This is a genomic window from Ensifer sp. LBL (genome assembly GCF_050435225.1).
In the GTDB taxonomy this organism is placed as follows: domain Bacteria; phylum Pseudomonadota; class Alphaproteobacteria; order Rhizobiales; family Rhizobiaceae; genus Ensifer.
Window position 1 is genome coordinate 1470563 of record NZ_JBNDJY010000001.1, and the last position, 13366, is coordinate 1483928.

The following is a 13366-nucleotide window of genomic DNA, read 5'->3' on the forward strand; positions in this document are numbered from 1 at the left end:
ATGAACGGCGTTACAGTGATCGATCATCCGCTTGTGCAGCACAAGCTGACCATCATGCGCAAGAAGGAGACCTCGACTGCGGGTTTCCGCCGGCTTCTTCGGGAAATTTCGACGCTGCTCTGCTACGAGGTGACGCGCGATCTCGAACTGACGATGGAGCGCATCGAAACGCCGCTGCAGGAAATCGACTCGCCGGTCCTCGAAGGCAAGAAGCTTGTCTTCGCCTCGATCCTGCGCGCCGGCAACGGGCTGCTCGAAGGCATGCTCGAGCTGGTGCCTTCCGCCCGCGTCTCCCATATCGGCGTCTATCGCGACCATGAAACACTCGAAGCGGTGGAATACTACTTCAAGGCACCCGAGAGCCTGTCAGAGCGCCTGATCATCGTCGTCGATCCGATGCTTGCCACCGGCAACTCGTCGATCGCCGCGATCGACAAGCTGAAGGAACGCGGCGCCAAGAACATGCGCTTCCTCTGCCTGCTCGCCGCGCCCGAAGGCATCCGCAACTTCCAGAGCGCGCACCCGGACGTGCCGATCTTCACGGCCTCGATCGACAGCCACCTGAACGAACTCGGCTACATCATGCCCGGTCTGGGTGACGCGGGCGACCGCATGTACGGCACCAAGTGATTTGCTGATCCTTAACCAGGATCTGAAGTCGATTAAAAAACCGCCGGATCCCGGCGGTTTTTTTATGCCCTCTTAGGCGTCATCCGCTCTACTTGCACGAGCATATCTGTTCGATCGAGAGGTGATGTCCATGCTCGTCCGTCTGCTTACATTGGCCGGTGTGGCCGCGCTTGCGGCGATGCTGGTGCCTCACTTCGCGACGAGCGTCCTGACACAGGCCGACAGCAACTCGGCCGTCGAAACGACGCCTGCCGCGCCGGCAATGACAGCGAAATACGCCTCTGGACGCAGCGTCGTGCTCGACGCGGACGGAAGGGGCCATTTCTTCGGCACGTTTCGCATCAACGGCCGCACCGAACGCGGGCTGGTCGACACGGGCGCCAGCGCCATTGCCATCAACATTTCAACCGCGCGCCGGCTCGGCATCTCGCCCAGCTCGCTCTCGTTTGTCTCCCGCGTCAGCACCGCCAACGGGGTCATCGAAGCGGCTCCGACCATGCTGAGCCGGATCGAGATTGGCGGTATCGTGGTGCGCGACGTGCAGGCGCTTGTGCTGCCGGACAAGGCGCTTTCCGGCACGCTGATCGGCATGACTTTCCTCAACCGATTGTCGTCCTTCCGCGTGGAGGACGGCGCCCTGCACCTCGTCAGGTGATCTTGGCCAGGATAGGAGACCTCGTCTCCGGCTCGACGTCGTCGATCGTGTAGAGTTCCAACAGGCGTCGCCGGGCCGCTTCCGCAGCCCCCTGGTCGGCCGCGTGAACGAAGGCGATCAAATCGCCCTTCTCGACCCGCGTTCCAAGCGGCTTCAGGGCGTCGAAACCGACGCGATGATCGATTCTGTCGTCCGGATGCGAACGCCCGCCGCCGAGGGCGATCACGGCCATGCCCAGTTCCCGCGTCTCGCAGGCAGCCAGATAGCCGGATTGCTCGGTCTCGACCGGCAGGATGACCGGCGCACGGCCGAGATAGGCGACCGAGCGCTCGATGAAATCCGCCGGTCCACCCAGCGCATGGACCATTTTCCCGAAGCGTTCCAGCGCTTCTCCGCTGCCAAGCACCTTGCGCGCCTGGGCTTCGCCCTGTTCGGCATCGCCGGCAACCCCGCCCGCCACCAGCATTTCGGCGGCAAAGGCGAGCACGACCGTTTCAAGCCGTGTTCCCTTCTTCTCTCCCCGCAGGAAAGCCAGGCAGTTGTCGATCTCCAGCGCATTGCCGGCCGCGTCTGCCAGCGGTTCGTTCATGTCGGTTAGAAGTGCGCAGGTGCGCACGCCGGCGCCGTTTGCGACATCGACCAGCGAGCGCGCCAGGATCTCGGCCTCGCGCGTGTCGCTCATGAAGGAACCGTTGCCGAGCTTGACGTCGAGCACCAGCGACTGAAGGCCGGCAGCGAGCTTCTTCGACAGGATAGAGGCCGTGATCAGCGGTACGGAATCGACGGTCGCGGTGACGTCGCGGATCGCATAGAGGCGTTTGTCGGCAGGCGCGAGATTGGCGGTCTGGCCGATGATCGCGCAGCCGATCTCGTCGACCGTGCGGCGGAAGACAGCCGCCGAGGGCTGGATATCATAGCCGGGTATGGATTCCAGCTTGTCGAGCGTGCCGCCGGTGTGCCCGAGGCCACGCCCTGATATCATCGGCACGGCAAGCCCGCAGGCAGCAACGATCGGCGCCAGCATCAGAGAGACGTTGTCGCCGACACCGCCAGTCGAATGCTTGTCGGCAATGGGGCGTGAAATGCCGCTCCAGTCGAGTGTTTCGCCGCTGTCGCGCATCGCCAATGTCAGCGCGACGGTCTCCTCGCGGCTCATGCCGGAGAACCAGATCGCCATGGCGAAGGCGGCGACCTGCCCTTCGGAGATCGACCCATCCGACAGGCCGCGAATGAAATCCGCGATCTCGGCCGGGGCGAGGTGCTCGCCGTTGCGCTTGCGCCTGATGGTTTCCTGCGGAAGCATCGTCACCCGCGCACCGCGTCGGCCGCGATCATGTCTGCGAGGATTGCGGCCAGCCGCTTGCCGCCGACCGGCGCCATGTCCTTGGTCTCGTGATGGCTGATCTCGCCACCGGTCATGCCGGCGCCGAAATTGGTGATGACAGAGGCGGCAACGACGCGGAGGCCGAAGAAGCGTGCGAGGATGACTTCCGGAACCGTCGACATGCCGACGGCATCGGCGCCGAGGATGCGCGCCATGCGGATCTCCGCCGGCGTTTCGAAGCTCGGGCCGGAAAACCACATATAGACGCCGGCGAGAAGCGGAATGCCGAGGCGCTCGGCGCTCTCCTGCATTCGCCCCGCAAGCTCTGCATCATAGGCATTGGTCATGCCGACGAAGCGATCGTCGCTTTCGACGCCGATCAACGGGTTGAAGCCCGAATAGTTGATGTGATCGGAGATCCGCATCACCGATCCCGGCGGCAGATCCTCGCGCAGCGATCCGGCGGAATTGGTCAGCACCAGGCATTCGATGCCGAGCGCCTTCAGGGTTTCCAGCGGACCGCGCATCGCATTGGCGTCGCCCTGTTCGTAGTAGTGAACCCGACCGGAGAGCATGACAACGGGCACACCCGAGAGCGTTCCGGCCACGAGCTCGCCGGCATGACCGGAGACGCTGCTGACCGGGAAGCCGGGGATTTCGGCGTAGGAGAGGCGCAACGTCTCGTCCAAAGCCTCGACCAGCGAACCGAGGCCCGAGCCGAGCACGATGCCATAACGCGGAGACAGGTCGCCGAGCCGGGCCTTCAACAGTTCAGCAGCCGCGGTCATCCCAGGATCTCGGTCTCGAAGCTGTGCGGAAGGAGATCGGATAGCGCCAGAGTCTTCTTCACCCCGGTCTCGTCACAGAGGAAGATACGCGTGCTGGCGCCGGAAAATTCCGCCAGCCGCTGACGGCAGCCGCCGCAAGGTGGGCAGAGCGCCAGCTTCTCGGCGATCACGGCCACTTCCATGATCTTGCGCTGGCCGGCCATGACCATATGGCTGATCGCGGTGGTCTCGGCACACCATCCCTCGGGAAACGACAGGTTCTCGATGTTGGCGCCGGTATAGATCTTGCCGTCTTCGGCGCGGATCGCCGCGCCGACCGGAAATTTCGAGTAGGGCGCATGCGCCTTGGCCATTGCGTCGCGCGCGGCTTCGAACAGTTCCTTTTCCATAGTTCTAGCGCTCCTTCACATAGGGGACGCCGCCGGCCTTCGGCGGAATGGCCTTGCCGATGAAGCCGGCAAGCAGGATCACGGTGAGGATGTAGGGCAGCGCCTGCATCAGCTGCACCGGCACCTGGCCGATCAGCGGCAGCGGATTGCCCTGCAGGCGGATGGCGAGCGCATCGAGGAAGCCGAAGAGCAGGCAGGCAAGCATGATATTGAACGGCCGCCACTTGGCGAAGATCAGCGCTGCCAGCGCGATATAGCCCTTGCCGGCGGTCATGCCCTTGACGAAGCCGGCGGTCATGGCCAGCGACAGATAGGCGCCGGCAAAGCCGCAGAGAATGCCGCAGCAGATGACGGCGCGATAGCGCATCCAGATCACCGAGATGCCGGCGGTGTCGACCGCGCCGGGGTTCTCGCCGACCGCGCGCAAACGCAGACCGAAACGGGTGCGGTAGAGGATCCACCAGCTGATCGGCACCATGGCGAAGGCGACATAGGTCAGGATGAAATGCCCGGAAAGCAGGTCCGAATAGATCGGGCCGAGGATCGGGATTTCCCGGATACTGTCGGCATAGGGGAAGGTGATCGTCTGGAAGCGCGCGCCTTCGCCGAGCGCCGGCGTGCGGCCACCCTGGCGGAACCAGGCTTCACCGAGAATGACGGTCGAGCCGGCGACGATGAAGTTGATGGCGACGCCAGAGACGATCTGGTTGCCGCGCTGGGTGATCGAGGCATAGCCGTGCACCAGCGACAGCGCGATCGAGATCAGGATGGCGGCGAGCAGCCCCATCCAGACGGATTGGGTGACGGCAGCAACAGCGCCGGCGGCGAAGGCGGCCCCAAGCATCTTGCCTTCAAGGCCGATGTCGAAGATGCCGGCGCGCTCGGTAAAGAGCCCTGCCAGCGCTGCGAAGATCAGCGGAACGGATACGCGGATGGTGGACTCAAGGAGCACCACGATGACGTGGAAGAAATCCATGGCTTCAAGCTCCCTTGGTCTGTGCCACGACGGCCGCACGGCGGCTCTGCATCGCAAACAGCCGGGCAATCGCCGGCCTGAACATGTTTTCGAGTGCACCGGCAAAGAGAATGACGAGACCCTGGATGATGACGATCATGTCGCGCGAGATCGACGGCATTTCGAAGGAGATTTCTGCTCCGCCCTGGTAGAGCATGCCGAAGAGAATGGCCGCCGGGATGATGCCGGCCGGATGCGAGCGGCCCATCAGCGCCACGGCGATACCGACGAAGCCTGCGCCCTGCACGAAGTCGAGCTGCATGCGCCCCTGTTCGCCCATGATCGGATTGAGCGCCATCATGCCGGCAAGCGCGCCTGAGATCATCATGGTGATGACGGTAATGCGGCTCTCGCTCATGCCGGCGTAACGTGCTGCCGAAGGGCTGTGGCCCATGGTGCGCATCTCATAGCCGAGCTTGGTGCGCCAGATCAAAAGCCAGACGCAGAAGGCCGCGACCAGCGCCAGCAGGAACGACACGTTGAACGGCGCCGTGCCGATATCGAGGCCAAAGATCGCGAGCAGCCAATCGAGCTTGGGCAGTTGCCCGCCTTCGGCGAAGGTCCGCGTCTGCGGCGACATGGAGCCAAGCGGCTTCAGGACGCGTGTGAGCAGGTAGACCATCAGGCTCGAGGCGATGAAGTTGAACATGATCGTCGTGATGACGATGTGGCTGCCGCGCTTGGCCTGCAGCCAGCCCGGCAGGAAGGCCCAGGCGGCGCCGAAGAAGGCGGATCCGAGGATCGCCAGCGGGAAGACGACGAACCACGGCATCGTCTGGTCGAGCCAAAGGCAGGCGAGTGCCACGCCGATGCCCCCGACATAGGCCTGGCCTTCGCCGCCGATGTTGAAGAGGCCGGCATGGAAAGCGACCGCGACGGCAAGACCGGTGAAGATGAAGGTGGTCGCGTAGTACAGCGTAAAGCCGAGATATTCGCCGCGGCCGAAGGCGCCGTTGATCAGGTGATAGGCCGCCTCCAGCGGGTTTTCACCGACGAGCAGCACGACGAGACCGGCGACGAGGAAGGCAACGGCGAGGTTGACCAGCGGGACGAGGCCGTATTCGACCCAGCCCGGAAGCTTAGCATAGGGGGTGCTCATTCTGCGGCCTCCTTGCGGCCTTCAACGCCGGCCATCAGCAGGCCGAGTTCGCCCTCGGTCGCATCCGGATCGCGCTCGCCGACGACACGGCCGGCAAACATGACGAGGATACGGTCCGACAGGGCGCGGATTTCATCGAGTTCCACGGAGACCAAAAGGACAGCCATGCCCTGGTCACGCATCTCGATGATCCGTCTATGGATGAATTCGATAGCGCCGACATCGACGCCGCGCGTCGGCTGACCGATGATCAGCACATCGGGCCCGCGCTCCATTTCACGCGCCAGCACGATCTTCTGCTGGTTGCCGCCGGAGAAGTTAGCGGTCTTCAACCGCGGGTTCGGCGGGCGGATGTCGTATTCGGCGATGCGCTGCTCGGCGTCCTTGCGGATCGCATCGACGTTCAGGAAGACGCCGTTGAGGTAACGCTTGTCGTGATGGTAGCCGAGGATCGCGTTTTCGCATTCCTCGAACTTCAGGACGAGGCCGACATGATGGCGGTCTTCCGGCACGTGGGCGAGACCACGGTTGCGCAGTTCCGAAGGATCGGCGCGGCCGGTAACATCGATCGGCTTGCCGTTCAGAAGCACGGAGCCCGACACGGCCCGGCGGATACCGGAGATCGCTTCGAGCAGTTCGGACTGGCCGTTGCCGGCAACGCCGGCGATGCCGACGATCTCGCCCGCCCTCAGGTTGAGCGAGACGTTGTCGACCATGGTGACGCCGCGGCCGTCCTTGACCGTCAGCCCCTCGACGGCGAGCTTCACCTCGCCGGGCTTGGCTTCGCCCTTTTCGACACGCAGCAAGACGCGACGGCCGACCATAAGTTCAGCGAGCTCTTCCACCGAGGTCTCGGCCGTCGTGCGCGTCGCGACCATCTCGCCGCGGCGCATGACCGATACCTCGTCGGTGATCGCCATGATCTCGCGCAGCTTGTGGGTGATGAGGATGACGGTCTTGCCCTGGTTCTTCAGCTGTTCTAGCACCCGGAAGAGGTGGTCGGCCTCGGCCGGCGTCAAGACGCCGGTCGGCTCGTCGAGGATCAGGATGTCGGCCCGGCGATAGAGCGCCTTCAGGATCTCGACGCGCTGCTGCAGACCAACGGGCAGCTCCTCGATGACGGCATCCGGATCGACTTCCAGCGCGTATTCGCGCTCCAGACGCTTCAATTCCACGCGCGCCTTGGCGATGCCCTTGTTGAGGATCTGGCTGTCCTCGGCGCCGAGCATGATGTTTTCGAGCACCGTGAAATTCTCGACCAGCATAAAATGCTGGTGGACCATGCCGATGCCGGCGGCGATCGCCGCATTCGGATCACGGATGGCGACGGGTTTTCCATCGACGAGGATTTCACCGCTATCGGCCTGATAGAAGCCGTAGAGGATCGACATCAGGGTCGATTTTCCCGCACCGTTTTCGCCAATGATGCCGTGGATCGTCCCTTTGCGGACCTTTAGATTGATGTTCTTGTTGGCGTGGACCGGACCGAAACTCTTGTCGATCCCACGCAGTTCGATGGCAATATTGTCCATATTGGCCTTGCGATCCCCAAACTGGCCCGCTTCGGCATTCTTCCCAGAAACCGTGCCGGCGATTTTTTTACCATTTGGTCTAAGTTTATCATCGATTTTTCGGGGCGAAAGCCCTCAACCGTGATCTCCTTATACTCTCATCAGATCGCTGGTGAGAGTCCAGCGTGAATATACACAGGCACTTGGACGCGAAAAACCGGCGACAACGGGTGCCGCCGGTCCTTCGTCCTGGGAGTTGTGGTGGTCTCAGGCGGCTCGCACGGGCCGAAGCAGTCTGAGGGCATTCATCGTGACGAGAACGGTGGCACCGGTGTCGGCGAGGATCGCCGGCCAAAGGCCGGTGACGCCGATGATCGTCGTCACCAGGAAGACGGCCTTCAGACCAAGCGCAATCGTGATGTTTTGTACGATGTTGCGCATCGTCGAGCGGGAGAGCCGGATCATCGCCGCAACGTCGCTCACGCGGCCGTGCAAGACCGCCGCGTCCGCCGTTTCCAGCGCCACATCGGTGCCACCGCCCATGGCGATACCGATATCGGCCGCGGCCAGCGCCGGCGCGTCGTTGATGCCATCGCCGATCTTGGCGACATTGAAGCCTTCCGCCTTCAGTTCGCGCACGATGCGTTGCTTGTCCTCGGGCAGCAGTTCAGCGCGGACCTCCATACCGAACTGGCGGCCGATCGCTTCGGCCGTGCGGCGGTTGTCGCCGGTCAGCATGACGACGCGCAGGCCGGCATCGGTGAGCGCCTTCACACCCGCGGCCGCATCCGGCCGGGGCTCGTCGCGCATGGCGATGGCGCCGGCAATCACGCCGCCGGCCACCAGCACCGAAACGGTCTTGCCTTCATCGTTGAGTGCCGCGACGCGCGCTTTTTCGTCGGGCGTCATCGGCGTCCGCTCGGCGGCAGCTTTGGGCGAACCGAAGAAGAGTGCTGCGCCTTCGACGGTGCCTTCCAGCCCCTTGCCGCCGACCGCGTTGACGGTTGCGATGTTGGGGATCGCAACGCCATCGGCCGTGCTGCGTTCAAGAATGGCCCGGGCAAGCGGGTGGCTCGACCCCTGTTCCAGCGCTGCGGCCAGGCGCAGGACGTCGGCTTCCGACCGGCCGAAGCCGACGATATCCGTCACCTTCGGCTTGCCTTCGGTCAGTGTTCCGGTCTTGTCGAAGGCGGCGGCCGTGACCTTGCCGACATTCTCAAGCACTGCACCACCCTTCATCAGCAACCCGCGACGGGCGCCGGCCGAAAGGCTGGCGGCGATCGCTGCCGGCGTCGAGATGACCAGCGCGCAGGGGCAGCCGATCAGGAGGATGGCAAGCCCCTTGTAGATCCACTCATCCCAGGAGCCCCCCGCGAGAAGCGGCGGCAGAACGGCGACCAATGCCGCGACGACGACGACACCCGGCGTGTAGTAACGCGAGAAGCGGTCGATAAAGCGCTCGGTCGGCGCCTTGCTCTCCTGGGCTTCCTCCACCATGCGGACGATGCGCGCAATGGTGTTGTCGGCAGCGGCGGCCGTGACCTGCACGCGCAGCGCGCCGGAGCCATTGACGGTGCCCGCAACGACGGTGTCATCGACTTCCTTGCGCACCGGCGTGCTCTCGCCGGTAACCGGCGCTTCGTCGACGGCACTTTCGCCGGAGAGAATGACTCCGTCAGCCGGAATGCGGTCGCCGGGGCGAACGAGAATGACGGCGCCCACGCTCAGCGTTTCGGCCGGAACCTCATCCAGCCGCCCATCGCGCTCGACGAAGGCGGATTTCGGAACGAGCGCCGTCAGCGACTGGATGCTGGCGCGCGCCTTGCCGGCGGCCACGCCCTCCAGCAGCTCACCGACCAGGAAGAGCAGGACGACCATTGCCGCCTCTTCCGTCGCGCCGATGAAGACCGCGCCGATCGCGGCGATCGTCATCAGCATCTCGATCGAAAACGGAGTGCCCATGGTCGCAGCGACAAAGGCGCGCCGCGCAATCGGCAACAGGCCGACGAGCATGGCGAGGGTAAAGATCCAGGGCTCGGTCGCCGGAATCGTCTTGCCGAGCGCATAGGCAGCAATCAGCGCCAGGCCGCTGGCGATCGTCAGCTTGCCCTTGCCCGATCTCCACCAGGGACCGCTCGACGGGCCGTGGTCATGACCATGAAGCCCCATCGCGGCTGCGGCCGCCTCACTCTTATGGCCGGCATTGCCTTCATGATGATGGGCGTGATCATCGCGTCGGTGATCATGATCGTGGTCGTGATCGTGACAGCTGTGATCGTGGTCATGGCCATGGTCATGATCGTGCTCATGATTGTGATCGTGCCCGGAGCAGACATGGGCCGTCTTGCGTTCCGGCGCCTGGCCGGCCTGGATCGGATGCAAACGATAGCCGAGCTTTCCGACCCTGCTCACGATCGATGTCGAAAGATCGTTCTCGTCGGCAAACTTGACCGACATGGTGCCCGCCGACACAGAGACCGATACGTCCTCGACGCCCGAAAGCCGACGCACCGCCGTATCGATTTTGGACGCGCAGGACGCGCAATCCATGCCTTCGACGCGATAACGGGCTTCCCGAATAGTGCTCGCCATAACCTGCTCCTTGCAAATTCTGAAGCAAGGCTACGACCTCTAGCAACTAGAGCTACAAGGTCAAATTGCTGCCTGAATGCAGATTTTTGGCGAATTATCGTGACAGGAAGCGGATGACCCAGTCGGCGATACCCCGATAGGGTGGTTTCACCAGGTCGCTCGGTGCCGGATCGAGTTTCCTCAGCACCGGCATCGCCTTGGAGAAGGTCAGGAAGCCGTCGCGCCCGTGATAGTGCCCCATGCCGCTGGCGCCGACGCCGCCGAAGGGCAGGTCGTTACAGCCGAACTGGTAGAGCGTGTCGTTGACGCAGACGCCGCCGGCGACGATGCGCGACAGAACCGCCTCGATTTCGGCATTGTCGCGACTGAAGCAATAAAGCGCCAGCGGGCGGTCGCGATCGCGCACATAGGCGATGGCCTCCTCGATGGAGGCGTAACTGACGACGGGAAGGATCGGCCCAAATATTTCCTCGCCCATGACGGCGCTATCGCGGTCCGGCTCAAGCACGAGTGTCGGCATGAGGACGCGTTGCCGCGCGACCACGTCCACTGCCCCGTCGAGAAGCGAAACCACCGGATGGCCGCGCCCCTCGGCGTCCGCAATCAGCCGCTTCAGGCGCTCGTACTGGGCGTCGTTGATGATCGACGTGTAATCGTCGAGACCGCGTTTCGACCGGTAGCGCGCGGCAATTTCCCGCTTCAGCAATTCCGTGAAAGCATCCCGCTTGCTCTCATGGATCAGCACATAGTCGGGCGCGATGCAGGTCTGGCCGGCGTTGAAGAACTTGCCGGTTGCAATACGGGCGGCGGCCTTGGCGAGGTCCGCGTGCTCTCCGACGATCGCCGGCGACTTGCCGCCGAGCTCCAGCGTGACGGGCGTCAGGTTCTGCGCGGCGGCCGCCATCACCTTGCGCCCGACGGCGGTCGAGCCGGTGAAGAACAGGTGATCGAAGGGCAGCGCCGAGAAGGCCGCCGAAAGCTCGGCCGGCCCCGAGGCGACCGCCACCCGCGTCCCGGGAAAGACTTCAGCAAGCAGCGAACGAAGGAATTCCGCGGTGCGCGGCGTGTGTTCCGACGGCTTCAGGTACACGTGGTTGCCGGCGGCGATCGCCGCCACCAGCGGGGCAAGCGCCAGATTGACCGGATAGTTCCATGGCGAAATGATCCCGACGACGCCGAGCGGTACGAAGCGCACTTCCGCCTTCGCCGGCCACAGCTTCCATCCGGCCTTGCGTCGTTCCGGCCGTACCCAATGTTTGAGCCTTGCCAGCGTGTGATCGATTTCCGAGAGCACGACGCCCCCCTCGCCAAGCAATGTCTCATGCCGGGCGCGATGACCAAAGTCCTGATCGATCGCCTCGCACATCTCCTCCATGCGGGCGCGCAGGCGCTCCCTGAGCCGGCTCAGGTCCGCACGGCGTTGCTCGACGGATGCCCGTTCGTCGCGCCAGGCCGCTCGCAGGCGGTCGAAGGTGGTGCGGAGCTCTGAAAGGTTGTCAGCGGATGTGGTCATCGGTCGAACGGGCAAAAAACCATTGGGCGGCATAATAGGTGCCGAGCACCCAGAGCGCGTTGAAGGGGATTGCGAAGCGGAAACGGCCATAGGCGAGAATGCTGTCGCTGATCAGGAACAACAGGCCACCATAGGCGGCGAACCGTGCTGCCGTCGCCCGAGGCGTTCCCGAAAGATGCCGGGCGCGGGAGATGGCCTGGGCCGCCATGACACCGAGCGCCAGTGCATAGATGATGACGGGAATGCGCATCTCCGGCGGGAGCGAGGTCCAGAGCCCGCCGACGACGGCGAGCGCGACGAGTGCAAAGGCAGCGAAGATGCCTTTGCTATCGGCAAGTCTGGCGTCGCGGGTGAGCGCATAGATGTAGGCGCAATGGGTCAGCAGGAAGCAAACGAGGCCGGCGAGGAAATAATCACCCGGCAGCATCAGGAAGACATCGCCGGCTGCCGCAAAGACAAGGCCGATCGCGACGGCCCAGGCATAGGCACTGGATGTTTGGGAGATCGTTCGCAACACCACGACGAGAAGCAGCAGGGTCGCCGTGGGCTTGGTCAGATAATGCAGCCAGCGCCAGAAAGAATCGTCCGAGGCGGAAAGCAGGCTGCCGAGGATCGCCAAAGCGGCACAGACAAAAAAGAGCGCGTAGGCGGGTCGATTTCGCCGAACGTCCAGGGTTCCCTGATAACTCATGCGACGCCACTCCCCCGCCCTGTCCGAGCCGCGTTTGGGCTCCGGTTCACCGCGATAGTTTCTATTTTTGCGCGATTGTCCAGCGCGGTGCGCGACATCAAGAACGACCACGCTTTCCCGATGATATGCGATCCGTCATCGCCCATGTGATGAACCGACTTTCTCGCGGCCGGATTGGCCTTTCGCCGGCGGCGGGCCCATAGTGCGTTCATGATCGCCAGTCCCGCCAGCCTGCCGCAGCCAAAATCAGGCCCCGAACTTCTGTTGTTGCACGCCTTGCCGCTCGACGGCTCCATGTGGGCGAAGCAGATGCATCTTTTGCCTGACGCAACGTATGCGCCAAGCCTCTATTGCGCAGGCGACACCCTTCACGCTTGGGCGCGAGCCGCGCTCGAACCTGTCAAGGGCGACAACATCATCGTGGTCGGCTGTTCCGTCGGCGGATCCTGCGCACTCGAGGTCGCGATGATCGCGCCGGAACGGGTATCTTCTCTCGTGCTCATTGGTACGAAAGCGAGACACCGGCCCGATCCGGCTTTGCACGCACGCGCTCTTCGGGTGATCGAGGAGGATGGCGTGGAGGCGGCCTGGGAAACCTACTGGGCGCCGTTGTTTTCACGCGCTACGAACGCCGCTGTCATCGGCCAGGCGAAAAGGATGGCACTGCGGCACTCACCCGGTGAGATCGCCCGCGGGGTCAGCGTGTTCCACACAAGACCGAGCCGGGATGATTGCCTCTCCGCGTTTCCCGGCCGTGTCACGATCGTAAGCGGTGCGGACGACGTTGCTCCCGGGCCAAAGATCAGCGCCTCCCAGGCAGAAGCCGCCCTCGATGGACATCTGCGTATCATCCCCGAGTGCGGTCATTATGTACCCTTGGAGCGACCCGGCGCACTCACTCAGATACTGGCTGAGGTAATCGCGGCGCAGCGGCGGGAGCCAAGAACCCGTTGATGGGGTGCTGGCGGCGCGACTTGGCACTGTTTATTTCGCCTTTTGGTGCGGCGTCAACTTCGTCTTTAAACGGACAAAAGCCCGCGGGATTTCTCCAGGCGGGCTTTTTTTGATTTGGTTGCGGGGGCAGGATTTGAACCTGCGGCCTTCAGGTTATGAGCCTGACGAGCTACCGGGCTGCTCCACCCCGCGTCCAGCGCAAATC

12 protein-coding genes and 1 tRNA gene are annotated in these 13366 nt (G+C 63.7%); 3 read left to right on the forward strand and 10 right to left on the reverse strand.

The window, feature by feature from the left end; all coding sequences use genetic code 11:
* Positions 1-630: a uracil phosphoribosyltransferase gene (gene upp, locus OKW20_RS07260; protein WP_034805105.1), complete on the forward strand. Its 630-nt coding sequence runs from the start codon at positions 1-3 to the stop codon at positions 628-630.
* 130 nt (positions 631-760) lie between these two features.
* The gene (locus OKW20_RS07265) at positions 761-1285 is read left to right on the forward strand and encodes a TIGR02281 family clan AA aspartic protease (RefSeq protein WP_429171099.1); all 525 of its coding nucleotides are present in this window, start codon (positions 761-763) and stop codon (positions 1283-1285) included.
* Here OKW20_RS07265 and deoA read toward each other — a convergent pair.
* The 9 genes from deoA to OKW20_RS07310 form a co-directional block, all read right to left on the reverse strand.
* On the reverse strand, positions 1278-2594 hold the full coding sequence (gene deoA, locus OKW20_RS07270; protein ID WP_429171101.1) for a thymidine phosphorylase: 1317 nt from the start codon (positions 2592-2594) through the stop codon (positions 1278-1280). The two genes, OKW20_RS07265 and deoA, sit on opposite strands and share 8 nt — an antisense overlap.
* Entirely contained in the window at positions 2591-3397 is an 807-nt protein-coding gene (locus OKW20_RS07275; protein WP_429111800.1) for a purine-nucleoside phosphorylase, read from the reverse strand. The genes deoA and OKW20_RS07275 overlap by 4 nt, the downstream gene beginning before the upstream one ends.
* Positions 3394-3786, reverse strand: coding sequence for a cytidine deaminase (locus OKW20_RS07280; protein ID WP_034805117.1), 393 nt, complete (start codon positions 3784-3786; stop codon positions 3394-3396). The genes OKW20_RS07275 and OKW20_RS07280 overlap by 4 nt, the downstream gene beginning before the upstream one ends.
* A 4-nt stretch (positions 3787-3790) precedes the next feature.
* Positions 3791-4762, reverse strand: a complete 972-nt coding sequence (locus OKW20_RS07285) for an ABC transporter permease (RefSeq protein ID WP_043622808.1) — start codon at positions 4760-4762, stop codon at positions 3791-3793.
* Between the two features lie 4 nt (positions 4763-4766).
* Positions 4767-5900, reverse strand: coding sequence for an ABC transporter permease (locus OKW20_RS07290; protein WP_034805123.1), 1134 nt, complete (start codon positions 5898-5900; stop codon positions 4767-4769).
* Positions 5897-7432, reverse strand: coding sequence for an ABC transporter ATP-binding protein (locus tag OKW20_RS07295; RefSeq protein WP_043622811.1), 1536 nt, complete (start codon positions 7430-7432; stop codon positions 5897-5899). Before OKW20_RS07295 ends, OKW20_RS07290 begins: the two co-directional genes overlap by 4 nt.
* Before the next feature lie 246 nt (positions 7433-7678).
* Entirely contained in the window at positions 7679-10003 is a 2325-nt protein-coding gene (locus OKW20_RS07300; protein ID WP_429171104.1) for a heavy metal translocating P-type ATPase, read from the reverse strand.
* Positions 10004-10097: 94 nt separating this feature from the next.
* Positions 10098-11516 carry a coniferyl aldehyde dehydrogenase gene (locus OKW20_RS07305; protein WP_429171106.1) on the reverse strand — a complete coding sequence of 473 codons (1419 nt, stop codon included), beginning with the start codon at positions 11514-11516 and terminating at the stop codon, positions 10098-10100.
* Positions 11500-12207: a lysoplasmalogenase gene (locus OKW20_RS07310; protein ID WP_429171108.1), complete on the reverse strand. Its 708-nt coding sequence runs from the start codon at positions 12205-12207 to the stop codon at positions 11500-11502. Before OKW20_RS07310 ends, OKW20_RS07305 begins: the two co-directional genes overlap by 17 nt.
* Before the next feature lie 210 nt (positions 12208-12417).
* Between OKW20_RS07310 and OKW20_RS07315 the strand changes: the two genes are divergently transcribed.
* Positions 12418-13161, forward strand: coding sequence for an alpha/beta fold hydrolase (locus tag OKW20_RS07315; protein ID WP_429171110.1), 744 nt, complete (start codon positions 12418-12420; stop codon positions 13159-13161).
* A 115-nt stretch (positions 13162-13276) separates the two neighbouring features.
* On the opposite strand, the gene OKW20_RS07320 is transcribed toward OKW20_RS07315, so the two are convergent.
* Positions 13277-13353: transfer RNA gene (locus OKW20_RS07320), tRNA-Met, on the reverse strand.
* Positions 13354-13366 lie beyond the last annotated feature (13 nt).

Excerpts from the sequence above, each read along its gene's own strand:
- upp (WP_034805105.1), top strand. The coding sequence starts at position 1 with ATGAACGGCGTTACAGTGATCGATCATCCGCTTGTGCAGCACAAGCTG.
- OKW20_RS07265 (WP_429171099.1), top strand. The coding sequence starts at position 761 with ATGCTCGTCCGTCTGCTTACATTGGCCGGTGTGGCCGCGCTTGCGGCG.
- OKW20_RS07275 (WP_429111800.1), bottom strand. The coding sequence starts at position 3,397 with ATGACCGCGGCTGCTGAACTGTTGAAGGCCCGGCTCGGCGACCTGTCT.
- OKW20_RS07280 (WP_034805117.1), bottom strand. The coding sequence starts at position 3,786 with ATGGAAAAGGAACTGTTCGAAGCCGCGCGCGACGCAATGGCCAAGGCG.
- OKW20_RS07285 (WP_043622808.1), bottom strand. The coding sequence starts at position 4,762 with ATGGATTTCTTCCACGTCATCGTGGTGCTCCTTGAGTCCACCATCCGC.
- OKW20_RS07290 (WP_034805123.1), bottom strand. The coding sequence starts at position 5,900 with ATGAGCACCCCCTATGCTAAGCTTCCGGGCTGGGTCGAATACGGCCTC.
- OKW20_RS07295 (WP_043622811.1), bottom strand. The coding sequence starts at position 7,432 with ATGGACAATATTGCCATCGAACTGCGTGGGATCGACAAGAGTTTCGGT.
- OKW20_RS07300 (WP_429171104.1), bottom strand. The coding sequence starts at position 10,003 with ATGGCGAGCACTATTCGGGAAGCCCGTTATCGCGTCGAAGGCATGGAT.
- OKW20_RS07305 (WP_429171106.1), bottom strand. The coding sequence starts at position 11,516 with ATGACCACATCCGCTGACAACCTTTCAGAGCTCCGCACCACCTTCGAC.
- OKW20_RS07310 (WP_429171108.1), bottom strand. The coding sequence starts at position 12,207 with ATGAGTTATCAGGGAACCCTGGACGTTCGGCGAAATCGACCCGCCTAC.
- OKW20_RS07315 (WP_429171110.1), top strand. The coding sequence starts at position 12,418 with ATGATCGCCAGTCCCGCCAGCCTGCCGCAGCCAAAATCAGGCCCCGAA.